This is a genomic window from Nitrobacter winogradskyi (genome assembly GCF_006539545.1).
GTDB classification, from domain to species: Bacteria; Pseudomonadota; Alphaproteobacteria; order Rhizobiales; family Xanthobacteraceae; genus Nitrobacter; species Nitrobacter winogradskyi_A.
The window spans coordinates 1-22,632 of record NZ_BJNF01000002.1; the positions used below are offsets into that span (position 1 = coordinate 1).

Annotated in this window: 24 protein-coding genes; 14 read left to right on the plus strand and 10 right to left on the minus strand. The window is 59.7% G+C overall.

From position 1 onward, the window contains the following. Window positions 1–210 (plus strand): hypothetical protein (locus NWI01_RS19255; protein WP_210242920.1); only part of this gene is annotated, 210 nt, incomplete at its 5' end. Window positions 211–1,020: 810 nt separating this feature from the next. Here NWI01_RS19255 and NWI01_RS00030 read toward each other — a convergent pair. Further along, window positions 1,021–1,752 carry a CBS domain-containing protein gene (locus NWI01_RS00030; protein WP_141381712.1) on the minus strand — a complete coding sequence of 244 codons (732 nt, stop codon included), beginning with the start codon at window positions 1,750–1,752 and terminating at the stop codon, window positions 1,021–1,023. Between the two features lie 325 nt (window positions 1,753–2,077). On the opposite strand from NWI01_RS00030, the gene NWI01_RS00035 reads away from it, so the two are divergent. The 3 genes from NWI01_RS00035 to glk all read left to right on the plus strand — a co-directional run bounded on the left by NWI01_RS00035 (window position 2,078) and on the right by glk (window position 4,257). Then, window positions 2,078–2,917, plus strand: coding sequence for a universal stress protein (locus tag NWI01_RS00035; protein ID WP_141381713.1), 840 nt, complete (start codon window positions 2,078–2,080; stop codon window positions 2,915–2,917). Window positions 2,918–3,035: 118 nt separating this feature from the next. Next, window positions 3,036–3,287: a hypothetical protein gene (locus NWI01_RS00040; protein WP_141381714.1), complete on the plus strand. Its 252-nt coding sequence runs from the start codon at window positions 3,036–3,038 to the stop codon at window positions 3,285–3,287. A gap of 7 nt (window positions 3,288–3,294) precedes the next feature. Further along, window positions 3,295–4,257, plus strand: a complete 963-nt coding sequence (gene glk, locus NWI01_RS00045) for a glucokinase (protein WP_244613580.1) — start codon at window positions 3,295–3,297, stop codon at window positions 4,255–4,257. Here glk and NWI01_RS00050 read toward each other — a convergent pair. The 4 genes from NWI01_RS00050 to NWI01_RS00065 form a co-directional block, all read right to left on the minus strand. Further along, complete coding sequence (locus tag NWI01_RS00050) at window positions 4,254–4,646, minus strand: response regulator (protein WP_141381716.1); 393 nt, start codon at window positions 4,644–4,646, stop codon at window positions 4,254–4,256. The genes glk and NWI01_RS00050 overlap by 4 nt on opposite strands. A gap of 197 nt (window positions 4,647–4,843) precedes the next feature. Beyond that, window positions 4,844–5,461 carry a response regulator FixJ gene (fixJ, locus tag NWI01_RS00055; protein ID WP_141381717.1) on the minus strand — a complete coding sequence of 206 codons (618 nt, stop codon included), beginning with the start codon at window positions 5,459–5,461 and terminating at the stop codon, window positions 4,844–4,846. Further along, on the minus strand, window positions 5,451–6,962 hold the full coding sequence (fixL, locus tag NWI01_RS00060) for a sensor protein FixL (RefSeq protein ID WP_244613596.1): 1,512 nt from the start codon (window positions 6,960–6,962) through the stop codon (window positions 5,451–5,453). Before fixL ends, fixJ begins: the two co-directional genes overlap by 11 nt. 127 nt (window positions 6,963–7,089) lie before the next feature. Beyond that, on the minus strand, window positions 7,090–7,326 hold the full coding sequence (locus NWI01_RS00065) for a hypothetical protein (RefSeq protein ID WP_141381719.1): 237 nt from the start codon (window positions 7,324–7,326) through the stop codon (window positions 7,090–7,092). Between the two features lie 348 nt (window positions 7,327–7,674). On the opposite strand from NWI01_RS00065, the gene NWI01_RS00070 reads away from it, so the two are divergent. Then, the gene (locus tag NWI01_RS00070) at window positions 7,675–8,106 is read left to right on the plus strand and encodes a CBS domain-containing protein (RefSeq protein WP_141381930.1); all 432 of its coding nucleotides are present in this window, start codon (window positions 7,675–7,677) and stop codon (window positions 8,104–8,106) included. Between the two features lie 133 nt (window positions 8,107–8,239). On the opposite strand, the gene NWI01_RS00075 is transcribed toward NWI01_RS00070, so the two are convergent. Then, complete coding sequence (locus NWI01_RS00075) at window positions 8,240–8,566, minus strand: c-type cytochrome (RefSeq protein WP_141381720.1); 327 nt, start codon at window positions 8,564–8,566, stop codon at window positions 8,240–8,242. 182 nt (window positions 8,567–8,748) lie between these two features. On the opposite strand from NWI01_RS00075, the gene NWI01_RS00080 reads away from it, so the two are divergent. Continuing rightward, entirely contained in the window at window positions 8,749–9,573 is an 825-nt protein-coding gene (locus tag NWI01_RS00080; RefSeq protein WP_141381721.1) for a universal stress protein, read from the plus strand. A gap of 193 nt (window positions 9,574–9,766) precedes the next feature. Here the strand turns inward: NWI01_RS00080 and NWI01_RS00085 are convergent, their stop codons facing one another. Next, complete coding sequence (locus NWI01_RS00085) at window positions 9,767–10,462, minus strand: helix-turn-helix domain-containing protein (protein WP_141381722.1); 696 nt, start codon at window positions 10,460–10,462, stop codon at window positions 9,767–9,769. Between the two features lie 1,319 nt (window positions 10,463–11,781). Between NWI01_RS00085 and NWI01_RS00090 the strand changes: the two genes are divergently transcribed. Next, the gene (locus NWI01_RS00090; protein WP_141381723.1) at window positions 11,782–11,961 is read left to right on the plus strand and encodes a hypothetical protein; all 180 of its coding nucleotides are present in this window, start codon (window positions 11,782–11,784) and stop codon (window positions 11,959–11,961) included. 84 nt (window positions 11,962–12,045) lie between these two features. On the opposite strand, the gene NWI01_RS00095 is transcribed toward NWI01_RS00090, so the two are convergent. Continuing rightward, entirely contained in the window at window positions 12,046–12,507 is a 462-nt protein-coding gene (locus NWI01_RS00095) for a hypothetical protein (RefSeq protein WP_244613581.1), read from the minus strand. Window positions 12,508–12,766: 259 nt separating this feature from the next. Here NWI01_RS00095 and NWI01_RS00100 point away from each other — a divergent pair, with 259 nt between their 5' ends. Then, on the plus strand, window positions 12,767–12,967 hold the full coding sequence (locus NWI01_RS00100; RefSeq protein ID WP_141381724.1) for a hypothetical protein: 201 nt from the start codon (window positions 12,767–12,769) through the stop codon (window positions 12,965–12,967). Between the two features lie 407 nt (window positions 12,968–13,374). Here NWI01_RS00100 and NWI01_RS00105 read toward each other — a convergent pair whose 3' ends face one another. Next, window positions 13,375–13,617: a CsbD family protein gene (locus NWI01_RS00105; protein WP_141381725.1), complete on the minus strand. Its 243-nt coding sequence runs from the start codon at window positions 13,615–13,617 to the stop codon at window positions 13,375–13,377. Window positions 13,618–13,799: 182 nt separating this feature from the next. On the opposite strand from NWI01_RS00105, the gene NWI01_RS00110 reads away from it, so the two are divergent. Continuing rightward, window positions 13,800–14,498, plus strand: coding sequence for a hypothetical protein (locus NWI01_RS00110; protein WP_181410305.1), 699 nt, complete (start codon window positions 13,800–13,802; stop codon window positions 14,496–14,498). A 401-nt stretch (window positions 14,499–14,899) separates the two neighbouring features. Here the strand turns inward: NWI01_RS00110 and NWI01_RS00115 are convergent, their stop codons facing one another. Further along, window positions 14,900–15,751 carry an N-acetylmuramoyl-L-alanine amidase gene (locus tag NWI01_RS00115; protein ID WP_141381726.1) on the minus strand — a complete coding sequence of 284 codons (852 nt, stop codon included), beginning with the start codon at window positions 15,749–15,751 and terminating at the stop codon, window positions 14,900–14,902. 743 nt (window positions 15,752–16,494) lie between these two features. Between NWI01_RS00115 and rsmH the strand changes: the two genes are divergently transcribed. The 5 genes from rsmH to NWI01_RS00140 all read left to right on the plus strand — a co-directional run bounded on the left by rsmH (window position 16,495) and on the right by NWI01_RS00140 (window position 22,582). Continuing rightward, a complete protein-coding gene (gene rsmH / locus NWI01_RS00120; protein WP_141381727.1) occupies window positions 16,495–17,493 on the plus strand; it encodes a 16S rRNA (cytosine(1402)-N(4))-methyltransferase RsmH in 999 nt (332 codons plus the stop codon). A gap of 4 nt (window positions 17,494–17,497) precedes the next feature. Further along, a complete protein-coding gene (gene ftsL, locus NWI01_RS00125; protein WP_141381728.1) occupies window positions 17,498–17,878 on the plus strand; it encodes a cell division protein FtsL in 381 nt (126 codons plus the stop codon). Then, window positions 17,875–19,614, plus strand: a complete 1,740-nt coding sequence (locus tag NWI01_RS00130) for a peptidoglycan D,D-transpeptidase FtsI family protein (protein WP_141381729.1) — start codon at window positions 17,875–17,877, stop codon at window positions 19,612–19,614. The genes ftsL and NWI01_RS00130 overlap by 4 nt, the downstream gene beginning before the upstream one ends. Before the next feature lie 83 nt (window positions 19,615–19,697). After that, window positions 19,698–21,155 carry a UDP-N-acetylmuramoyl-L-alanyl-D-glutamate--2,6-diaminopimelate ligase gene (locus NWI01_RS00135; RefSeq protein ID WP_141381730.1) on the plus strand — a complete coding sequence of 486 codons (1,458 nt, stop codon included), beginning with the start codon at window positions 19,698–19,700 and terminating at the stop codon, window positions 21,153–21,155. Continuing rightward, entirely contained in the window at window positions 21,152–22,582 is a 1,431-nt protein-coding gene (locus tag NWI01_RS00140; protein WP_141381731.1) for a UDP-N-acetylmuramoylalanyl-D-glutamyl-2,6-diaminopimelate--D-alanyl-D-alanine ligase, read from the plus strand. Before NWI01_RS00135 ends, NWI01_RS00140 begins: the two co-directional genes overlap by 4 nt. The last annotated feature ends 50 nt before the right edge of the window (window positions 22,583–22,632 follow it).

The window sequence follows — 22,632 nt, forward strand, 5'->3', positions numbered from 1 at the left end:
AGAAGCGGAAAGGCTCTAGAGCAGGATCCTTATCCAACCGGTACTCTGCGCTGGCGCGGCCCTTCGGGTCGGGATCATGCTCCAGAGCGGTTGGATTTTGATGGAAACACGCTGTTCCGTCATGGCCGGGCTTTGTCCCGGCCATCCATGTCTTTCTTCGCTGAAATCCAATGGATGCCCGGCATACAGCCGGGCATGACGGGTTGCTGATTCGTCTAAAAGCGGACCTGCTCCAAGCGTCTTTAATGGAACTTAATCCGACGGGCTTCCCGGATCGCGCGATGCTTTCGGATGAACTTGTACCTTACCAATCAGAGCAGGGAGCATCGGAGGGATGTACCTCTTTGATCGTGTGCTTACGAGCTCGCAGAAGCGTTTTCCTGTCTCATTCAAACCGAAGTCCCGGCTTCACAGAGAGAAGGCTGCTCAATCGCGCCGGTTGAAGATCCGCGCTATTGCGGTTGAGCGTCCAATTCCTGCTTGAGCGCATCGATCAATCGTTGATCATCCGTACGTACTCTGAGGTATCCATTCCAGGTGATAGGGCCAACCTTTGTCGGGCCCGTAGCATAGTGCTCTTTGAGCGTTCCGAATTGCTCTCGGTGCCGGGGCGGAATGAGAAGTTCCATCGTAAGGCCTCTCGGTGATTTCTCGGTACGAATCGACAGTCATATGCGAGAGCGATTTTCTGGCCAGAGTATGTCAATGGTCCCGGCAATCTCGCGTGGGATATCCGCCCCACGCACCGTCCCCGATCTATCGCCATTCGGACGGCAGGGCGAGAGGACGCCCGGTACAGGCGATAAAAGACTCACGAGAACGGGTTAACATCGTCGCAAGGCCGGTCGATCGATAGTTCAGCGGACGAAGACGCGGAATATAAAATCTGTGCCTCTATATCGCAGAGAGGCATGCGGCACGCTTTTCCAGGCGCTGGAAACGGTTGCGCTCATGAAGATCTGTCCATGGGATTTCCGGCTGTGAACGTTTGCGGTTTCTGGAGCGTTCAAAGCGATACCACTATCCGGTCTGGGTCCGGCTTTCATCTTTCGGAGACCGAAAGGTAAGCCCGGACGCGGAATCGAATAGATAGAGATGATCGCGAACCAGCTTCACGCCGGACACGTTTTCAGCCGCCACGATCGCTGCCTGCCGATGGGCCTCATCGGTAATCATGCCGCTGAGATAGACAATTCCCTCTCGCACCGTGACTCCAAGCCCGATCGGCTGCCATTCGTTCTTCTCGATCGATGCGATCACACGGCGGCGCAGGTGATCATCATCTGCGGTTGGATCCGGAACGTCTCGCGCAAGGCTTGCAACGGCGCGGAGCAGGTCCGCTCGCGTCACAATGCCAACCAGAAGGTCACCACGAACAACGGGCAGGCGCTTGATATTCTGGCGTTCCATCAGCCGCACGAGCTCCTCAAGCGGCATGTCTTCCGTTGCGGTGAAGAGATTGTCGCGTGTCATGATCGCGCTGACCTTGCGGCCGTGCTCACGGACGAAATCGACGGCGGCTTTCTCCGCCCCCATCAGAAAGTCCAGCCAGCGGATGCGGGGTCCCTGCGTCCCGATTTCACTACGGCGCATGAAGTCGCTTTCCGAGACGATGCCAAGCAGTCGACCCGCATCGTCGACCACCGGAAGGCCGCTGATATGACTTTCCAGCATCAACTTTGCAGCTTCGACGATGGGCGTATCGGCTTTTACCGTGATCAGCTTGCGAGCCATGATTTGATGCGTGCGCATCCGGATTCTCCCCGCCTCAAGCAGAAGGCTATCGAGTTCATGCCCTGCGATTGGTGCTGCCCAAGAGTATCACACGATCGGAACGAAAGTTTATCCGCAAATCAAAAGCCATCCAACAGATCAAAGCCACCCAGCGAGATACTGACCGGTATCGCCACGCTGTAAGAGTGTGGTCGCCAAAGTCTTCTTAAGCGCTTCAAGCGAAGTAGACGCGGGTACGCAGCATAGTCAGTTTAACAGGTTCTCAGGCTCGATCCATTGCGATGGATCAAGATACGCGGTTCCTTGAAACGCTAGCTTTGATTTTTTAGAGAAGGTGGAGATCATGGCCTTTAAAGATGTTCTTCTGACGCTGATGAGCTATCCGGAGCCGACGCCCGTCTCTGTGGCGGACGATGCGGTTTCGGTAGCCGCCGCCCTCGGTGCTCATCTCGCGGCGATTTCCTGCGAAGTCCACCTGGAAGCGCCAGGTAATTTCCTTGCCAAGGCGATCATCGACGTACCCGGCATCGTGGCTCATGAATCGGCAAAGAGTCGGGACAATGCTCAAGGTCTGCTCGCCGCGTTCGAAGCGACGGCTGCTAGATCCGGTGTTTCGCATGAGACCATCCTGGAGAAATGCGCGGCTCACAAGACGTCGGCGCTGCTTGTCGATTATGCGCGGCTTCGCGATCTTACGATCATGCCGGAGCCGGAGGCATTCGACCTGTGGTACGCGGAGGAGATCATCTTTGAATCGGGGAGGCCGACCCTGATCCTGCCCACTGTTCCGCGATCGCGCCCGATCCAGTTTGGCACCATCGGCGTGGCCTGGGATTTCAGTCGTACCGCGACGCGTGCGGTTTCGGATGCGCTTCCCCTTCTTGAAAGGGCGGAGACTGTCTGCATCGTTATCGTCAAGAACGAGAAATCTTTCAACTCCCAGCGCTCTCCTGAGGAACTGGCGGAAAATCTTGCCCGCCACGGTATCGATGTCGTTCTGGATGAGGTCGACGCTGAAGGCAGGCCGATCGGCGAGGTTCTCAAAGCATACGTGCTGTCGCGTGGGATCGACCTGCTTGTCATGGGGGCTTATGGGCAGTCCAGATGGCGTGAGTTCGTACTTGGAGGCGCGACAAGGAGTCTGCTGTCGAAGCCGCCTGTTCCGGTTTTCTTCTCGCGTTGATCGGGTGCTACGCAAGCCACACCTTGACGCCACGCCGTCACGCAAAGCGAAAGTCAGCAGGGATCATGGCGACGCGTCGTTTCAAGTCAGGCGCTTGCCGCCCATGCGCGAATGACGCATGGTCGACATCGCCAGCCGGGAGAACCGGTTGAACCCCGCTCAGGGGTTGTTCATGGAGCACGGCGAGAGCCTGGCGAAAGGAGGCCGATGTGAGCATCCCACGGAGGTTGAACGCGAAGCATGGCTGCACCGGATGCGGACCTGGCAATTCCAGCGCCGGCATGGCGTCGTCGTTGTGAACATCGTGCGTGGTCATAACGCCACGCCGCGCATATCAAGAAATTCAAGGCTGATCCTGAGATATGGCTGATCCTGAGATGGCTGATTCCGCAAGTCGCGTATTGCTGGGTGATATCGGTGGGACCAATGCCCGGTTCGCGCTCGTTACGGACGAGCACATGGGGCCGATCGAGACACTGAGGGTCACCGATTATCCGGACTTCGCCGGGGCGCTGGCCGCGTTCCTCGGCCGTCACCTGGACGGGTTGCCGATCTCCGGCGCGGTGCTCGCCGTCGCCGGAGCCGTGGAGGCGGATCGCAGCATGCTGACCAACAGCGGCTGGGTTATCGATGCCGGCCGATTGGAAAAGACGTTCGATTTGCCGGTCGTGCGCGTCGTCAACGACTTCAAGGCGCTCGCCTGGTCGCTGCCCTACCTCACGCCGCCTGACCTGTTTGCGATCGGAGGAGGCGAGCGCGCAGCGGCGGCGCCCGCGGTCGTGTTGGGGCCTGGAACAGGTCTCGGGCTCGCCTGCTTCATGCCGCGCCCCCGCGATCCGCTGACGGTTACCACCGAGGCAGGTCATGTCACGCTTCCAGGCGCCAATGCGCGGGAGGATGCAGTCATCGCGCATTTACGTGAACGCTTCGGCCATGTCTCAGTGGAGCGCGCGCTGTCCGGTCCGGGGCTGGTCAATCTTTATCAGTCGCTCGCAGCCCTCGATCATCTTGCCGTGCCGCCACGCAAACCGAGTGAGATCACCGAAGCGGCGCTTCGTGGGAGTTGTCCGACCAGCCGGGAGGCTGTTGACATGTTCTGCGCCATGCTGGGCACGGTCGCTGGAAATGCCGCGCTGACGTTCGATGCGCGTGGCGGCGTATATATCGGCGGCGGCATCGCCCCGCGGATCAGGGAGTATCTGGCGCGCTCGCAGTTTCGCGCGCGGTTCGAAGCGAAGGGACGTTTCGAGGCTTACGTTGCGGCCATCCCGTCCTGGGTGATTATTCACCCTGACCCTGCCTTCATTGGATTACAGCGTCTCGCCAGACAGGGAGTTTAGTTACCCGCGTCTTTACGGGATATGGCCTCCTGAACGTGTGTCACGAGGTTTTCCCCCAGATGGGGCTTGAGCAGAATATGATCGATGCCCGCGGCTGCGGCCTTCTCCGCCATAGGCTGGTGCGGATGTCCCGTCACCAGAACAATAGGCACGGCGACATTTCGTTCACGGAGACGCTCAGCTACATTCAGCCCGTCGATGTGTGGCATTTTGTAGTCGATCACCAGGCAATCGACATTGTCCGGATCGATGGACGTCAACAACGTCAAGGCGGAACCGAACGTACGAACCTTGAAACCATGAGTTTCGAGAAGAAATCGTAGCGATTGAAGCACAGCAGGATCGTCGTCCAGAACGCCGACTGTGTGCTTCGCGATCGTGTCTATCATCGGGATATCGAGCAGTTCGGTAGTTAGAGCGTTTCCGCTTCTGATAGAATCAGAAGCAGGCCCTATGATTTGATTTGACGCGTCTTCTTCACGCGAACCGGATTCGATCTTCGGGTCAGGCCCGAGGACATGCTTCGCTCGAAAACGTTCTAACTCCCTAATGATACAATCGTTGCAGCAGGACGGTTTGATTTATCTCAATCTCTCAAAATGCCCGCTCGGAGTGCAAGCCTGATCAGTTCCGACAGGTTGTGCGCCTGCATTTTGGTCATGACATTGGCCCGGTACACCTCGATTGTCCTGGGACTGATATTGTGTTCTCGGGCTATCAGCTTGTTGGAGAGTCCTGCGACGAGACCATCCATGACCTGACGTTCGCGCTGGCTGAGAGTCGCCATTCTCGATACGATCTCGGCCGAAATGGAATCACACTTCGTCTGATCCGGGCCCTGCTCGAGGGCTGCTTCGATCATCCCGATAAGCCGTTCGTCTTCAAACGGCTTTTCGATAAAATCGATCGCCCCCAGTTTCATCGCTTCGACGGCGAGGGGGATATCACCGTGCCCGGTCATGATGATGACGGGCAGGGGAGAAGCATGGGCCTTGAGGCGTCGAAGCAGATCCATTCCATCGATGCCGGGCATGCGAACGTCAGACACGACGCAGCCAAAACCAAGCCCGGAATGAGAATCGAGGAAGTCAGCGGCAGTGTCGAACAGCGTGACGTCGAAGTTTGCCGAGCCAAGCAGGAAATCGAGCGAATCCCGAATCGTCGGATCGTCGTCGATGACGTAGACATTTCCCTTACACGACATCTGGAAAATCCCTGATCGATGCTATGGGCAAGGTCAGCCGGATCGTAGCGCCTCCTGAATCATTTGTTTCGGCCCACATTCGGCCGCCGTGGGCTTCCACGATCGATCGGCTGATGGAAAGTCCAACGCCCATACCGGTTTCCTTGGTCGTGAAGAAGGTATCGAACAGGCTTATCGCGGCCGCCTCACTGAAGCCATGGCCAGTATCCGATATGGACAGTTCGATCATGTTGTCCGTGGTTTTCCTGCTGGAGGCGGTCAGTTCTCGTTTTGGTGATTTCGCCATCGCCTCCAAGGAATTTCGAAAGAGATTGACGAGGACCTGCTGAATTTGGATGCGGTCGACGAGAACACGATCGCAGTCCGAATCCAGGTCAGTCCGCAGCATGATATTTTGTTCGCGGGTGCCCGCGAGACCGAGGACGCTGGCTTCTTCCATCAGCTTCGAAAGGCTTTCGACGCGCTTCTCCGATTCCCGCCGTGAGACGAAATCGCGCAATCGTCGAATGATCTGGCCGGCACGGATGGCCTGGTCTGCGGCGCGATCCAGCGCCATTTCGATCTTCGCGATGTCGGGATCGGTGCTCGCGGCCAGAAGACGGCGCGATCCCTTCAGGTAGTTGCTGATCGCGGTCAACGGCTGGTTCAACTCGTGAGCGAGAGCCGAAGCCATCTCACCCATCGCACTCAGGCGGGATACGTGAAACAGTTCGGATTGCAGTTCTTGCAGCTTGACCTGGGTTTGCTGATGCTCCGTGAGATCGCGAACAAATCCGGTAAAATGCCGCTTTCCGCCGGTGTGCATCTCGCCGACGGACAGATGCATCGGAAACGTGACCCCATTCCGGCATTTTCCGGTGACAACCCGCCCGATGCCGATGATGCGCCGTTCGCCGGTGGATTGATGATGGGCCAGATAGCCGTCGTGCCCGCTGCTGTCCGGCTCAGGCATCAAGATGTTGACGTTTCGGCCAATGGCCTCGTGTTCAGAATAGCCGAACAGACGTTCTGCTGCGGTGCTGAAATGCTGCATGATGCCGCGATCGTCAATCACAATCATAGCATCGGGAATGGTATCGAGAATCGAACGCAAGTGGTTTTCACGCGCGATCAGAGCTTCCTCGATCGACTTCTGATGGTCGATATCGAGGATCACGCCGCTCAGGCGCTGTGGCGTTCCATCTTCGTTGAAGACGAGACCGCCTCGTGCTCGAATCCAGCGACTTCCCTCAAGCGTCCCGTGAATGTGATATTGAAGATCGAACCTGCATCCGGTCGTGATCGAACGTTGAATGGCCTGTTTGGTGCGCGTCCGATCGTCCCGCCGGAGCAGGGAAAGGAATAGATCATAACTGACCGGGATGTTCTCCGGGACGCCAAAAAGCCTGCGTGCGGGGCTGGACCAGAACAGTGTCCAGGTCGAGAGATCGAGATCCCAGATGCCCACCCCGGATCTGTCGATGCCGCGCTGCAAATCCTTGTCGCGGAAAAGGCTGTTCAAGGATGAATGATCGTCACTCGTCACGTTTTCCTTCCGGGGCGGAAAGCTTTATCTAGGATCCATTATACTCGAATCATGAACTTCTTGTATTCCAGATCATGGGACTATCCGCAGTCGTGACTGCTACTTATAGCGGCCGCGCGGATTTCATCGTTCTGTCAAATGTCTGTTGTAGTCGAGGAACGGAAACCGGATGGCTCGTTTCACTTTTAGCCCGTTTCACTTTTAGCACCCGACCGCCTGCGAGAAGGACCACGGCGGCGTGGGCGCGCGCGCCGGCGACAGCATGGGTTGCTAAGCCGCCATCGCGGATGTAGCCGGTGAAAGATGGGCGGCTGATCTCCGTCGTCAGGGACTGGATCATGGCGTTCCCGCATCTGGAGCCGAGAGGACTACCGCGCGCATCGAAAATCTCCTGGCAAGGCCGGTGGCGCGCCGCGTTTGATCAACCCGAACCGTGATGCGGTACTCATTGCGGCTCAATAGTTGCCGTGTTTGACCTCGATCAAAACATTTCCGCCGAGGCGTGTTGAGATGACGCCGCTCAAGTGCCATCGTTTGGAGGTCACGGTCCCGAAGCCCGCGCCTGCGCGGGCCATACGATCGAAGTCGGAACGGCGGCCTGATTGAGCGGTCGGACGTGGGCAGCAGGGGCTACCGCGCGCCTGATCCGCAGCTTGCAATGTCTCAATAATGCTGATCGGGTGACATGTTGCATCAGTTTCTCGAACAGGCCGTCGATCGTTACATGACGCGCGAAGTCAAGACCGTGTCGTGCGACCTCACGATGGACGAACTCAACGATCTCTTCGCCAGCGATGATTTCAATGCCTATCCGGTCGTCGATGACCAGCGGGACGTCATTGGTTTGGTGACAAAGTTCGGTTTTCTCAAATGCTTTGCCATTACGCTCAGCTCAGTAATTCCGCGTTATGACGAGCTTATGAGACGGCGTGTTTCCGATGTGATGATCCAGGAATTTATCTACGTGGGCCCCACCACGAAACTGGCGCGGGTGTTGCAGTTAATGGTCGAGCACCGGCTTCGCAGCATTCCCGTTATGGGTGTGGGCCGGGATTTGGTCGGCATCATTTCGCGTGAAGATGTCATGCGCGCGTTGCGGAACTCCACGCGTGGCGATTAGCCTCGCCTGTCATCCCGGTTTCGAAGCGGCCAAGTATGATCATTCAGCAAGTGTGATCATGCAGGGAGACTTATCGGCGGGTAAGAGGGTGCGCGATGTTCTCCGCACGATGTTTACCGCCCGGTCGCGTGGATCACTCCAGGGACTTGAGAAACTTGATGAAGTCGTTGATCTGATCGGCTTCGAACTGGAATTGCGGCATGCTGGGATGCCCGGTCATGATCCCTTCGGCGAGGGATTCCTCCAGTTCCTCGACAGGATAGCGCTTGTGCAGGCTACGAAATGGCGGCGCAATCCGGAGCGGGCTTGGGCTCACCTTATCGATGGCATGGCATTGGGCGCAGTAAAGCAGCGCCAGGCGTCGGCCTTGCTTGATGCCGGCGGCCTCCTTGCATTGCGCCGATGCTGAGCTGAGAATGAGGGACAATGTCAACAGCCATGATGAACTCGCGATGCGCATCTTTATTCCCAATGAAATGAAAGCACCGGTTCTTTTAATGAAGCGCCGCCGGACCTCGTTGACTTAGGTCAAGGCGCCGACGACTGCGATAAAATCCGTACCGCGAAGCCTGTTTGAATCTTGATCTGGATCAAGCGACCGCTCCGTGAGCATGAGAGGTTCGCCGCAGAGGAGGGGCTGATATGTCCTATGCAACACTGATGGTGTGGGTCAATGTTGACCACGTCTCTAAGAAATTCGTCGGCGTAGCAGCGAATTTGGCGGATAAGTTCGACGCCAGATTGCTTGGATTGTCGGCTGTTGCGATCTTTCCGCCGTTTGCCGCACCGGGTATCGTGACCGTCGAGAATGCGGCTGAATTTGATATCGAGAGTATGAAGGAAAGCCTCGTCGATGCCGGTAGCATGGTTCAGGCCGCGGCCGGAAACGGCCGCCAGGTTGAATGGCGATCAGCCATCGCATTTCCCACGGAGACATTGATCAGTGAAGCACGCTGTGCCGATCTGATCGTGGTCGAAGGCGACAAGCTGTCGAGAGACAAGTATCGAAACCTCGATGTCGGAGCTGCAATTCTGGGAGCCGGCCGTCCTTTCCTTGTGGTGCCTGCGGCGGTGGAAACTCTTGCCGTCGACCATGTCATGATCGGATGGAAAGATACGCGCGAGGCAAGGCGGGCAGTTCAGGATGCGTTACCCCTTCTACATGAGGCAAAGCGCGTCACTGTCCTGGAAATATGCCGGAATGATCAGATGGAAACCGCGCGCGATCATGTCGACGACGTCGTTCGTCATCTCGCGCAGCACGGGATCAAGGCGGAGCGTCGGATTGAAGTACAGGCTTCTCGCGGCTCTCATGCGGAGCAGCTCATCGGATGGGCGAATGGTGAGGGCGTTGACCTGCTGGTCACCGGAGCCTACGGCCACAGCCGTCTCAATGAATGGATGTTCGGCGGAATGACTCGCGATCTGCTCACGACGAGTCCGATCTGCTGCCTGATGTCTCATTGAGAGATCTCTGATCCGCATCGCTGGCGGAGGACATTCTCCTCCGCAAGAGCAAACAGATGAATCCTTCCGAGGAGCAGGCTGGCGCAACGAATACTGAAGCGTGATCCTGTCAAGCTGAATCGGATCATGCTCCAGAAATGATCATCGCTTTTCGTTCATCAAGAGGCGCGCCAGTGGGGCCGGGCAGGCGATGTCATGCCTCCATCGCGGACAGCCGCTGTCGGTTGCGTAATGCGATCTGGCGCGCACTTGAGAACATCAGGATACCCTGATCGTTGAGCTGCGATAGCGCCCGAGAGACAGTCTCGAGCGTCAGGCCCAGGTAATCGCCAATGTCGCGGCGACACATCGGGAGCGCCAGCATGCCGGTCTTGGCGAGCCGGCGATCCATCTCCAGCAGGAATGTCGCAACGCGCTCCATCGCAGTCTTGCGACCAAGAAGCAGCATGTGGTCCTCGGCGTGTCGAAGATCACATGCCGTCATCGTCCAGAGATGGCGGGCAACATGGACGTTCGATGCTGCGGCCTTCTCGATGCTGCGACGAGGCGCCAGGCGAACGGTGGTGTCGACAATTGCCTCGGCGGTGAGCCGATGCTCAGGGCTGGGGTCGAGGCCGAAGACGTCGCCGGGCAGGTGAAACGCACCGATCTGCCGCCGTCCGTCGCTCAGGAGTTTATAGGTACGGACCGCGCCGCGGCTGATCTGGTAGAGATATTCGGAAGGTTCGCCCTCACCGTAGATTTCTTCATCCTTCTTGTAGGAAAACTCGGTTGCAATCACTCCAGAGAAACGAGCGATCGCGCTGAACGGATCGACCGGTTCAGCTTTCAAGGCGTGCGGGATGTCGAGAACCTTGGCGGCTGGTGCGGAGATCGTCTGGGTGTGCATGTCGCCATCTCCTCGATGTGGATGGCTTCGTTTAGCAAACGCGAGCGCGCCGGCGTATTTCGGTCGATATCCTAAGGGCAGTCTCCTAAGGGGCTTTACGGAGGTGAATGTTCGGGGATGCGGCGGGTGGCAGCGCTTTGCGAGCTCATGACGAAGTCCATCTCGCATTCAGACGACAGGCTCCGATCGCCATTCGCGTCTTCGTCGCCGTATGATATGCGGGAATGGACAGTATGATGGCATTGCCGGCGCGCCGCACCCGGAAAACACGGCAACGCCGTCGTCAAACTCAACGAGGCATTCCGAGGCGGTCGGCATGTCGTCGTCAATAACGACACGACCGCCTCGAAAGGCAGGGCTATGAGGAAAGGCGAGGCGCCTCTCGCACTGCGAGATCGACCAGCCGGCTAGAGTCTGTTTCAACTGTGGTGAATCAGACTCGTCGCTTGTCTTTTTTTTGAGCATGATCTTTTTCGAAAGCCGCTTTCCACCTCGCGCTGGCGCGGCCCTTCGGGTCGGGACATGCTCTAGGCACAGGTACAGCTATCGTTCTCTTTAAGCTTTTCAGCAGCTTCAGCCGGAACGATCGAGCCGCTGGCTACCGTCAACTCGGGTTGTGTGACTGTCCTTTCATTGAACGGGCAAGAACCAACCGAACCGATCGTTGAATCGGAAAAATAGGTCCGTGCCTGGTAAACCCAGGGACCATTGCCGGTGCCAAACGGCGACCAGGTCCAATAAGACCATCCGAAGAGCATGCCGTTGCAGCATCCCTCGTAGCTGCGACGGAAGGGAGACCAACTGAACCGGGTGCGCCAGGGCAGAAAATCATACTGATACTTTATCTCTGTTTTCGTTTTCCTGCAGGGGTAGGGAACAACACCCCACTTCCAACACACGCTCCAATACCTGGTCGTGACGGTCTCTCGTGTTCCGCAAGTCATGGTCATTTCTCCTGCTCTGGGATGAGACCTCACGGTCCCCCATGACCCGCAGGATGAACCTCACCATTAGTCCGGACCGTGATCTTAATCACATGGCGCCAGACGTCCGCGCCCCGAACGGGTTTATGCACGCCCTTTGAACGTTGGGCTCCATCGCATATGAGAAGCCGCAAGGAATACGCGCTCGCATTCATTCCTATCACGATCGAAACAGATATCGTTCAGTCCGCTACTAAAGCGCACCGGCGTGCAAGCCCTTGCATTTGTAGCGAAGAATGACGCGTGAAAGCTAAAAGAGGCACGACGGCTCGGTCGGAACGCATGCCGATGGCGAGGGTTATCTCCCTACACGATGAGCGGAAGGGAGAAACAATTATGTCAGATGCTACCGGGGTCAACAATACTTCAGGTGGAACGCTCGACGGGGACGCGAAGAAGAAGACCGGCAAAACGATGCAGGAACTCACCGACGAGAAGCGAAAAGAACTCGACAAGAAGGTCGAACAGGGCGGCGATGAGAACATCAAAATCCGCACAAATCAGATTCTGCCTTAAGGCCTCTCGCGAGTGGAAGAGATAGCCAGCTCTGACACGGGCTGGCGCTCGCGCCGGCTTGGAGGCGAAGCCTGAAACAAACGTTCAGTCCCCCGAGCGTTTTGGAAACGCCTTCGACAAAAGAGCTTTCATTTCGTTTGGTGCGCGTGTGAAGGGCAGGAAGAATCCCAGCCAGAAGAAAGACAAACCAAACAACACGCTCAGGTTCGCGATGTCCGATGGGCTCGATATTCCCAGTTGGATGTAGGCGAACGCAAAGTAAAAGCAGAAAAGGATGCCCACGCTTAGAATGAGAAACCTCTTGGGGCGCGGCCTGACGAGCCTGCCGACAAGCTGCCCGGCCTGATATCCCGCCATGACTCCCACAGGCGCTATCAGTCGAAATGCAGCGAATTCCGGGGGAACGGAAAATCCATAGCTCAAAACAAGGCCGGCAAGGCCAAAAATACCAGTCAGCATTAAGTTCATTGTTTCTCGAGCGCTCTTCTCATTCAGAGTTTCGTAACGGCTGACCAGGAGAGCGGACTGCCGATATCGGCGCGCCATTGGCAACATCGCCTCGAGGTCAACCCGAGGAATGCTGCAATCTCTCCAACCAGGCAAGAGTTTATCATAAGGCGGAGGCCAGTAACAGCGACTACCGAAACCCATCGTTCTCCGGGTCGGCCTTCAAAGTCATTGCCGGAACGTGAAGTTTGGAACCATCAGGCTTGCCGCACATTGACAGGCCGCCCATGCGCCGTGCCGGGCGTCCAAACAAGCCGGATACAGTCAACCTTCCCTGGAGAAGCGAAAGGAGAACGCCATGACTCATCGGCGCCGTTACAAACAGACCAGGCCTTTTCAGGATCGGCTCTTTGATTTTCTTGCTGAAGCGCGACAAAAAGCCGAGGAGTCGCCCGACGGTATAGAGCGAGAAAAGATGATCAAGAGAATAGAGAGCGCCAAGACGGCGGCGAGAATCGATGCGTGGGCGGCCTCGCCAAAAATGCATCGGCCAAAGTGAGTCCGTCAGATCAGTGGATCTTCGCCCAGACGTGACAGATGCGTGGTGGCGCATGTAATTGCGGGGCGCGTATTAATTTGTGGGGGCCTGTTACAGGGGGCGCATGAATTGCAGCACCACATGAACGCGGCGTCTTTGGCCCTGTCGTCGCATCCGCGCCGGGATGATTGCTCAGCGCTTAAACGCTGCCTTGCCAACGAGTGAGAAATAAGCAGATCGCTGATCATGACTCAACCAGAGTCGCCCGACATTGGCTTCTGACTGGATCAACAACACAACCGAGGTTAGCGCGTATTCCGAAGGCGGAGAGCGCTTATGCGATACGGAATACGCGCCAAATCATCACGAGACATTCATTAGGGGCTAAGTGTTACGGCTAACCGGCTCTCCCCTTAGCCATATGGTTCCTAATATCCCGACCAGCGCGGCGGTTCCTTCGCGTCCGGCCAGGATTGCGCCTTCGCGTACCAGTCATCGACCTGTTTTTTCGCGAAGTCCTCGTGGAATCCGTAGCGCTCTTTCAGCTTCCTTTCGAGTTGCTCGCGATTTCCGGAGATCTCCCAGAGGTCGTCGAAAGTGAACTTGCCCCATTGATCTCGGACTCTGTACTTGACCTGATCCCAGTTCTGTTCAATCCGGTCCCAGTCCATTGTTCCCTCCTTCTAGGGTTATGGCGCACTAGGAGAATGGACTAATTCAAAATTTGTTCCCTCATTACGTAAAGGACGAAAGGTCGCACCTTCGGAGCGCGGTATGAACCGGACGGTCCTGAAAGCGGCCGGGGAATGCCGTCCGTGGTGGGATCAGGCTGCATAATGGAAGGCGTCGTCGCATGGTACAGAAAGCTGGAAGCGGAACATTCAAAACGTCTTTCCCCGAGCCCGACTCGTCGGAGTTCACGCACGATCCCGAGGAATACCGCGCGCCGGATTTTCCGGAACGGTTGAAAAATCCCATGCGGGTTGATCTGGCATTGCTGGGGCGGATTGACGCCGCCCGGCAAGCCGATGAGCGGCTCGATCGGCTTTCCGTCTGGTCGCGCTGGTACGATTGCCAGGTCGAGGAATTGCGCGGCCGATGGATGGAACTGTTCGACTTCTACAAAATCACCGCGCGCGCTCCGGAGGATGCCTGGATGCAGCTTGCGACGTCGCTGGCGCAGGATTTCGTTCCGGGCCTGCTGGTTGAGAATGTTTTTCCAACTCAGGATCTGCTCGTTGAACAGGCGCGACTTTTCACCCTGATCACGGAAGTATCGCAAGCCGTACTCGCCCGGCGCGGCGAGGAGGGCCAGGACGTATCGGAGCGAATGGTCCTCGATCAGGATTTTTTCAACGGGGAGTCATGGGATAGCGAGATGTTTGGCAAGAAGCCGGACAGTATTGATACGTTCACGACGAGGTTCTCGCGGGAAAAGGAGCGTTTCGCCAGATTGCTCATCGAGCAGTATTGGTCGAAGGCGGCCGTCATGTCCTTCTTTGCTGACTCCGGTCTGGACGTACCCGAATTCGTCACGGGGCTGCCGGACTGACGCCATGCGCCTGAAATCCAGCGCTCCGGTCGAGGTTGAAGTCGGGAGGTTAAGTCGGGGAGGGCTCACACGCCGGGAACGGGTTAGACAAAACGCGTGCCAATGCGTTGGTGCCGCAGCCTGAAACCGGCAAAATAGGCTACGTCCATCGTCCCCGTCGCGGCCGGTTGTCACCCGGCGTGTGCCACTGACAAAAATCATACGCCCCTTTCGCGGTCTTTTCCATCGTCATGATGGACACCCCACGAACCATTGATTGGTGGAACCCGAAAGCTGAACACGGAGCCGTGTCGGATGGACTCGAAACCTGAAGCATTTCTCGGCCAACGTCATCCGCTTCGCTCGAAACGCTATATCCATCGACCGCGGTTTGGCCACTGAACTTGAAAGCTATTCCGCTGTCAGCGAATTCCGTTCGATGCCGTTTGCGCGGGCAGGCTGTCGAGCAACGCTTGCAGCGTGGTCAATGTCGATTGATCGGCGATCCCGTCGACCTTCGCGGGCCGGAAGTGACGCTGAAAGGCTGTGACCACTTCCATCGTCGCGGTATCGAACTTGCCGTTTGCCTTGATGCCGTAGCCGTACCGCGCCAGCGACTGCTGTAGCGCGCGGACATCGTCGCCTTCGCTGCCGGTTTTCAGCACCTCGCCCGCCACGATTGGCGCAGGCCGGATCCAATGGCCGACGCCTGAATCCGCCAGCGAATGCCACGGGAATTTTTCGCCGGGATCTTTCTTGCGCGCAGGCGCGACGTCGGAATGGCCTACGATGCGATGAGCCGGAATATCCCGTCGGTGAATGATGCCGCGACATAGCGCAATGACGGCGGCGACCTGTCGTAGCGGGAAAGCCGGGTAGCCCCAGTCGTGGCCGCGGTTGACGATTTCGATTCCGATCGAGCAGGAATTGATGTCTTCCTCGCCCGCCCATGAAGCGACGCCGGCGTGCCAGGCCCGCTTTGACTCCTGAACGCATTGCACAACGCGACCGTCCTCAAGCACGACATAATGTGCTGACACCTCGGTGCCGGACGTACACAGCCGCGCCAGCGCGCCCTCGACGTCGGGCATACCGGTATAGTGCAGCACGATCATGTCCGGCTGCCGTCCTTTGGCGCGGTCGCCGAAATTCAAGGACGGCACCGTGTCGGAGACGAGGGATGAGTCCGGGACGAAAGTCGGCATTCCAACAATGGCCTTGGGGACCGGGAGAGGGCGTCGACGTTTGATGTCAGAACTGACAGACGCGAACATGCAACGATCCAAATCAGGCAATAGGAAGCACAGGGAGCACGTATCTGGCTTATCGACGAATCATTAGGATCATTATCCGCTAGGGGTAATTGGGCTTGCAATCGACGGAGGGCCCCCTTTTCGCCTTTTTCTGTTAACAGTTTGGGCTTTTCGGTGAAGTGTGTGGGTGCTGCACCACAGCGCAGGGAAACAACCGTTCGATTCCCGCGTCGTGTCCGGAATTAGAAGTTCGCTTGAACTCGCTGGGAAAATAAAGCGAACGTCTGAACCGCCACACTAGTGGAGTGAATTTGACATTCGCGACCCATTCGGCTGCGCGTCGCGGATGCGAATGTCAAATTCAAAACTCCACTAGGAGCTTATATTTGCTAGTGGTCCTTCGATTCTAACATTCGCAAGAAGGCACGCTGAAACGGGATGCGAATGTTAGAATCGGACCACTAGCCCATCAACGCTTTCTTAACGCTAAACGCCGTTACTCAGGGGTGAAGAGCCGAACCGGCATCGGGGCGGCCGAGGTCCCAATTGCGTTCGAAATCCCCATGGCAGCCCTTCAAATTCCATGCGGAAGACCGGGTTTGCCGGCTCATCTCCTTGTGGAAACGCGGTTGGGAGCCGGTCCGGGCGGTTTTGCAGGGGGAAGCCGGCTTCAGGGTTGGAGCGGGCGGCTGAATTCCGGACGGTCGGGATCGGATGAACGCACGCGTGGCGAGAGCGAGGCATCTGTGGATGGAGGCGCGATCATGACGGCGCCGCCGGTTCGTCATGTGCCCGTGCTCGGCCGGGAGGCGGTCGCCATGCTGGCGCCGCGGGCCGGCGGCGTCTACGTCGATGCCACGTTCGGGGCCGGAGGCTATTCACGCGCCATTCTCGCAACCGCGGAGACCCGCGTGATCGGGATCGACCGCGACCCCACCGCCATTGCCGGCGGCTCCGGCCTGGTGGAGGAGTCTGGCGGCAGGTTAACGCTGGTCGAGGACCGCTTCTCCCATCTCGCCGCGGTCTGCGCGGCGCAGGACGCCGCCGCCGTCGATGGCGTCGTCATGGATGTCGGGGTCTCCTCCATGCAGCTGGACGAGGCCGATCGGGGCTTCTCCTTTCGTCTCGACGGGCCGCTCGACATGCGCATGAGCGGGCAGGGGCCGACCGCGGCCGACGTCGTGGCGCGCGCTTCCGAGGCCGATCTCGCCGATATCATCTATATCTTTGGCGAGGAGCGCCGTTCGCGCGCCGTCGCCCGCGCCATCGTCATGGCGCGGCGGCACGGTCCGATCGCGACCACGCGGGCGCTGGCCGATATCGTCTCAAAGGTGGTTCGCGCCAAGCCGCACGAGATTCATCCGGCGACGCGGACGTTTCAGGCTCTGCGGATCTTCGTCAACGAGGAACTGGACGAACTGATCGCGGCGCTGGCCGCGGCGGAACGCGTGCTGAAGCCAGGCGGCCGGCTTGCCGTGGTGTCCTTTCATTCGTTGGAGGACCGCATCGTCAAGAATTTCCTGGCCTGGCGCGGCAAGACGGGCGGCGGCTCACGCCATCGGCCTGAAATCGAACGGGCGCCGCCGAGCTTTGCCATTCTGACCAAGCGTCCGCTGACGCCGTGTGACGACGAAATCCGGGCCAACCCGCGCGCGCGCTCCGCCAGGCTGCGCGCCGCCGAGCGTACCGATGCGGCCGCGATCGATGACGGCGCCGAGCGTCCGGCCTGGCCATCGCTCGCCAACGTGATGCGCGGAGGCTGATGAGGTGCGGATCATCCATTTCCTCGTCGTCTGCGCGCTGGTCTATGCGGCATCGTATGTCTACCGCATCAAGATGGATTCGACCTCCCGCACCGAGCGTGTGTCGCGGCTTCAGGCTCAGGTGCGCGAGCAGCGCGAGGCGATCGCGATCCTGCGCGCGGAATGGGCGAGGCTCGATGCGCCGCAGCGTCTGCGAATTCTGGCCGAACGACATTTGAAACTGAAGCCGATCGAAGCCAGACAGTTCGATTCGCTGAAGAACCTGCCGGAGCGGCCGCCGAGCCTGGTGCCGCCCGGCACCTCCGATCCGATCGGCGCCATGATTGAGATCATCGATCCCGACGTCATCACCGGCTCTCTGCCGTCGCAGGAGGCTCCGCAATGATCGGCCAGAACAGGCTTCCGCCGGCGCTCTGGAGCCAGCGCCTGATCCGCAACCTGCTCTACGGCCGCAATGTGGATCGCGCCGCCAAGGCGCGGGTGCGCGTCGGCCTCGTCATCATCCTGTTCGCGCTGATCTATACGGTGGTCGCGACGCGCCTTGTCATGTTCGCGGCCTTTCCGGATGATCGGGGAGGGCGCCGCACCGCTTCGCAGGACGCGATCGCCACGGCGCGACCCGATATCATCGACCGCAACGGCCAGGTTCTTGCGACCGATATCAAGTCGCCGAGCCTGTTCGGCGAGCCGCGCCGCCTCATCGACAGGGACGAGGCGGTCGAGCTGCTGACGGCGACGCTGCCGGATCTGGAGACCGCCGAGGTTCGACAGCGTCTTGGCACCCGCAAGGGTTTTGTCTGGCTGAAACGCGAGATCACCCCTGCGCAGCAGAAGGAAATTCACAGTCTCGGCATTCCCGGCATCGGCTTCCTGCGCGAGAACAAGCGCGTTTATCCAAGCGGCCGCGAGGTCGCGCACCTGATCGGGCTCGTCAACATCGATAACCAGGGCATCGCCGGGATGGAGAAGTGGCTCGACAGCAACGGGCTCGCTGACCTGCACCGCGCCGGCTTCGCCACCGACCGCCTGCAGAAGCCGGTGGAGTTGTCGATCGACCTGCGTGTCGAACACGCGCTGCGCGACGAGCTTCTGAAAGCCAAGGATCATTATCGGGCCAAGGCCGCCTCGGGCATCGTCTCCAACGTGCGGACCGGCGAGATCGTCGCGATGGTCTCCTTGCCGGATTTCGATCCCAACAATCCGAAGGAGGCGCATGATCCCGATCGCATCAACCGCCTGACCACGGGCGTGTACGAGATGGGATCGACCTTCAAGGCGTTCACGCTGGCGATGGCGCTCGATTCCGGCAGGTATGGCCTGAATTCGATGTGGGATGCGCGTGCTCCGCTGCGCTACGGCCGCTTCACGATCCACGACGACCACTCGATGGGTCGCTTCATCAGCATGAAGGAAGTGTTCACCTACTCATCCAACATCGGCGCGGCGCGGATCGCGCTTGCGCAAGGCGTCGAGGCGCACAAGGCGTTCCTGCGCAGGATGGGCCAGATGGATCGCCTGCGCACGGAGTTGCCGGAAAGCGCCTCGCCGATCCTGCCGCGCAAATGGGGTGAACTGAACACCGTCACCATCGCTTTCGGGCACGGCATGGCGGTGGCGCCGTTGCAGGCGGTGATGGGGATCGATGCGCTGGTCAACGGCGGCTGGCTGATTCCGCCCACCTTCCTGAAGCGCACCGAAGAGGAGGCGATGGCGGTCGCCAGGCGCGTCATCAAGCAGGAGACCAGCGACAAGATGCGCTTTCTGCTGCGACTGAACGCCGAGGTGGGGACCGCGAGGAAGGCCGATGTCAAAGGCTACTATGTCGGCGGCAAGACCGGCACTTCTGAGAAGGTCATCAACGGCCGCTACGCGAAAAAACGCGTGCTCAACTCCTTCACCGCGATTCTGCCGGCGGACAATCCCCAATACCAGATTCTGGTCATGCTGGACGAGCCGCAGCCGCTCAAGGAAACCCATGGCTTCATCACCTCCGGCTGGAATGCGGTTCCGACCGGCGGCAAGGTCATCGCGCGCATCGCCCCGCTGCTCGGCGTGCAGCCGCGGTTCGATCTGCCGCCGTCCGAGCGCCTCATTCTTGCGGCATCGAGGGCGACGCAGTAGGGCGAGGTTTGTTTCATTTCAGCGCGCCTCGCGGCAAACGCCGGACTGCGGGGTCAAATTAAAGCTACGGGCTGGGGAGATTCATGAAACTTCGCGAGCTTTTCGGCGACGACGCCACCATGGACGCGCCGGCCGGCGAGCTTGCCGTCACGGGTCTCGCGGCGGATAGCCGCGCGGTGAAGCCGGGTGATCTTTTCTTCGCGCTTGCCGGCTCGAAAACGGATGGCGCGCGGTTCATCGACGCCGCGATCGCGTCGGGCGCGGTGGCGGTTGCCGGTGATCATGCGCCTGCGCGCGGGCGCGTCCCGTTCATCGCAACGCCGAATCCGCGACGCGCGCTGGCGCTGGCGGCGGCAAAATTCTATCCGCGGCAGCCCGCAACCATTGCCGCCGTGACCGGGACCAGCGGCAAAACCTCGGTCGCGGCCTTCACCCGGCAGATCTGGCAGCGGCTCGGATATTCGTCCGCGAGCATCGGCACCGTCGGCGTGGTCGCGCCCTCGCGCGCGGTCTACGGCTCGGTGACGACGCCAGATCCGATCGAACTGCATCGGGAGCTGGATCAGCTTGCGGGCGAAGGCGTCACGCATCTGGCGCTGGAAGCGTCCTCGCACGGTCTTGATCAGTATCGGGTCGATGGCGTACGCGTGCGCGCCGCCGGCTTCACCAACCTGTCGCGCGATCACATGGATTATCATCCGACCGTTGAGCACTATCTCGCTACCAAGCTGCGGCTGTTTCGCGATCTGGTCGAACCGGACGGCATCGCGGTGATCTGCGCCGATCATGACTGCTCGGATACGGTGATCGAAGCGGCGGGCGCGCGCAACGTGCCGGTGATGCGCGTCGGCCGCCGTGGCGACGGCGCGCGGATGGGCATTCGCCTGGTCGAGGCGGCGATCGATGGTTTTGCGCAACGGGTCACGCTCGAACACGCAGGGCGCGAGCGTGTCATCCGCCTGCCTCTGGTCGGAGAATTCCAGATCGAGAATGCGCTGGTGTCGGCCGGTCTGGTCATCGGCACCGGTGGCGATGTGGATCAGACCTTCGCGGCGCTCGAGCATCTCGAAGGCGCAAGGGGGCGGCTCGAACGGGTCGGTGAGCGCGATGGCGCTCCGGTCTTCGTTGATTACGCCCACAAGCCTGACGCGCTGGCGAAGGCGTTGCAGGCGTTGAGGCCTTATGCGAAGCGCAAGCTCGTCGTGGTGTTCGGAGCAGGCGGGGATCGCGATGCAGGCAAGCGCCCGCTGATGGGCGCGATCGCCGCCGATAACGCGGATGAGGTAATCGTGACCGACGATAATCCGCGCGGTGAGGATCCCGCCGCGATCCGCGCCGCGATCCTGGCCGCCGCCCCTAGCGCCCGCGAGATCGGTGATCGCGCCGAGGCGATCAAGACCGCGATCGCAAGCCTGCAACCGGGAGACGCCTTGCTGATCGCGGGCAAGGGCCACGAGACCGGACAGATCGTCGGCGATCGCGTGCTGCCGTTCAGCGACCACGAGGCCGCCGGTGCGGCGTTGACGTCGAGGCGGATATGAGCGCGCCCCCGTTGTGGACGTTGGACGAAATGGCCGCGGCGATGCGCGCGGAAGGGCGAGGGCCCTTGCCCGCGGCGATCACCGGCATTTCCATCGACAGCCGCACCGTTGCGCCCGGCGAGGCTTATTTCGCGATCAGGGGCGATGTGCATGACGGCCACGCTTTCGTCGATGCCGCCTTGACGGCGGGCGCGGCAGTGGCGGTGGTCGAGGCCGCGCAGCGCGATCAGTTCGCCCTTGAGGCGCCGTTGCTGGTCGTCGATGACGTGCTCGCGGCCTTGTGCGATCTGGCGCGGGCTTCGCGCGCGCGTCTTGCCGCTCAGGTGATCGCGGTGACGGGCTCCGTCGGCAAGACTTCCACAAAGGAGGCGCTGCGCGGTGTCCTTGGCGCGCAGGGCAACACCCACGTCTCGGTGGCTTCGTTCAACAACCACTGGGGCGTGCCGCTGTCGCTGGCGCGCTGCCCGGCGGACGCGCGTTTCGCGGTCTTCGAGATCGGGATGAATCATGCCGGCGAGATCACGCCGCTGGTGAAGATGGTGCGGCCGCATGTGGCGATCATCACCACGGTCGAGCCCGTGCATCTCGAATTCTTCTCCGGCGTCGAGGCGATCGCCGACGCCAAGGCGGAGATTTTCGAAGGCGTGCAGCCGGATGGCGCCGTCGTGCTCAACCGTGATAACGCGCAGTTCGCGCGGTTGCAGGAACGCGCGAGGAAACTCGGCATCGCGAAGATCGTCTCGTTCGGCGCGGACGAGAAAGCCGATGCGCGCCTGCTCGATGTGGCCTTGCATCCGGCTGGCTCGGCCGTGCACGCTGAAATCCTCGGCAGTGAGCTGACCTACAAGCTTGGCATGCCCGGCCGTCACATGGCGATGAATTCGCTCGCGGTGCTGGCGGCGGCGTCGCTGGCCGGCGCCGATCTTGTGCTTGCGGGTCTTGCGCTGTCGCAGGCGCAGCCGGCCGCGGGGCGCGGCGTGCGTCGGGCGCTGGCCGTGAGGGGTGGCGAGGCGATCCTGATCGACGAAAGCTATAACGCCAATCCTGCTTCGATGGCGGCGGCGCTGAACGTGCTCGGCGAGGCCGGGGTCGGGACCAAGGGTCGCCGCATCGCGGTGTTGGGCGATATGCTGGAGCTTGGTCCCAAAAGCGCGGATCTGCATCGCGACCTGACCGAGGCGATCAACGCCAATGACGTCGACATGATATTTTGCTGCGGTCCCCTGATGCGCAATCTGTGGAATGCGCTTTCCTCCGGTAAGAGGGGCGGCTATGCAGAGAACTCGGCCGCGCTCGAATCGCAGGTGACGGCGGCGATCCGTTCCGGTGACGTCATCATGGTCAAGGGTTCGCTGGGTTCGCGGATGAAAGTGATCGTGACCGCGCTGGAGAAGCGATATTCCGGCGGCGCGGCTGAAATTCTGTAGGTTGCGGGGTGCCCCTTTGAATCCGGAGTTCGCTCAAGGGAGGCTTGCCA

Coding starts and splice junctions, on each gene's coding strand:
- NWI01_RS00030 (WP_141381712.1), bottom strand. CDS start 1,752: ATGCGCACGCATCAAATCATGGCTCGCAAGCTGATCACGGTAAAAGCC.
- NWI01_RS00035 (WP_141381713.1), top strand. CDS start 2,078: ATGGCCTTTAAAGATGTTCTTCTGACGCTGATGAGCTATCCGGAGCCG.
- NWI01_RS00040 (WP_141381714.1), top strand. CDS start 3,036: ATGGTCGACATCGCCAGCCGGGAGAACCGGTTGAACCCCGCTCAGGGG.
- glk (WP_244613580.1), top strand. CDS start 3,295: ATGGCTGATTCCGCAAGTCGCGTATTGCTGGGTGATATCGGTGGGACC.
- NWI01_RS00050 (WP_141381716.1), bottom strand. CDS start 4,646: ATGATAGACACGATCGCGAAGCACACAGTCGGCGTTCTGGACGACGAT.
- fixJ (WP_141381717.1), bottom strand. CDS start 5,461: ATGTCGTGTAAGGGAAATGTCTACGTCATCGACGACGATCCGACGATT.
- NWI01_RS00065 (WP_141381719.1), bottom strand. CDS start 7,326: ATGATCCAGTCCCTGACGACGGAGATCAGCCGCCCATCTTTCACCGGC.
- NWI01_RS00075 (WP_141381720.1), bottom strand. CDS start 8,566: ATGCGCATCGCGAGTTCATCATGGCTGTTGACATTGTCCCTCATTCTC.
- NWI01_RS00080 (WP_141381721.1), top strand. CDS start 8,749: ATGTCCTATGCAACACTGATGGTGTGGGTCAATGTTGACCACGTCTCT.
- NWI01_RS00085 (WP_141381722.1), bottom strand. CDS start 10,462: ATGCACACCCAGACGATCTCCGCACCAGCCGCCAAGGTTCTCGACATC.
- NWI01_RS00090 (WP_141381723.1), top strand. CDS start 11,782: ATGTCAGATGCTACCGGGGTCAACAATACTTCAGGTGGAACGCTCGAC.
- NWI01_RS00095 (WP_244613581.1), bottom strand. CDS start 12,507: ATGGCGCGCCGATATCGGCAGTCCGCTCTCCTGGTCAGCCGTTACGAA.
- NWI01_RS00100 (WP_141381724.1), top strand. CDS start 12,767: ATGACTCATCGGCGCCGTTACAAACAGACCAGGCCTTTTCAGGATCGG.
- NWI01_RS00105 (WP_141381725.1), bottom strand. CDS start 13,617: ATGGACTGGGACCGGATTGAACAGAACTGGGATCAGGTCAAGTACAGA.
- NWI01_RS00110 (WP_181410305.1), top strand. CDS start 13,800: ATGGTACAGAAAGCTGGAAGCGGAACATTCAAAACGTCTTTCCCCGAG.
- NWI01_RS00115 (WP_141381726.1), bottom strand. CDS start 15,751: ATGTTCGCGTCTGTCAGTTCTGACATCAAACGTCGACGCCCTCTCCCG.
- rsmH (WP_141381727.1), top strand. CDS start 16,495: ATGACGGCGCCGCCGGTTCGTCATGTGCCCGTGCTCGGCCGGGAGGCG.
- NWI01_RS00130 (WP_141381729.1), top strand. CDS start 17,875: ATGATCGGCCAGAACAGGCTTCCGCCGGCGCTCTGGAGCCAGCGCCTG.
- NWI01_RS00135 (WP_141381730.1), top strand. CDS start 19,698: ATGAAACTTCGCGAGCTTTTCGGCGACGACGCCACCATGGACGCGCCG.
- NWI01_RS00140 (WP_141381731.1), top strand. CDS start 21,152: ATGAGCGCGCCCCCGTTGTGGACGTTGGACGAAATGGCCGCGGCGATG.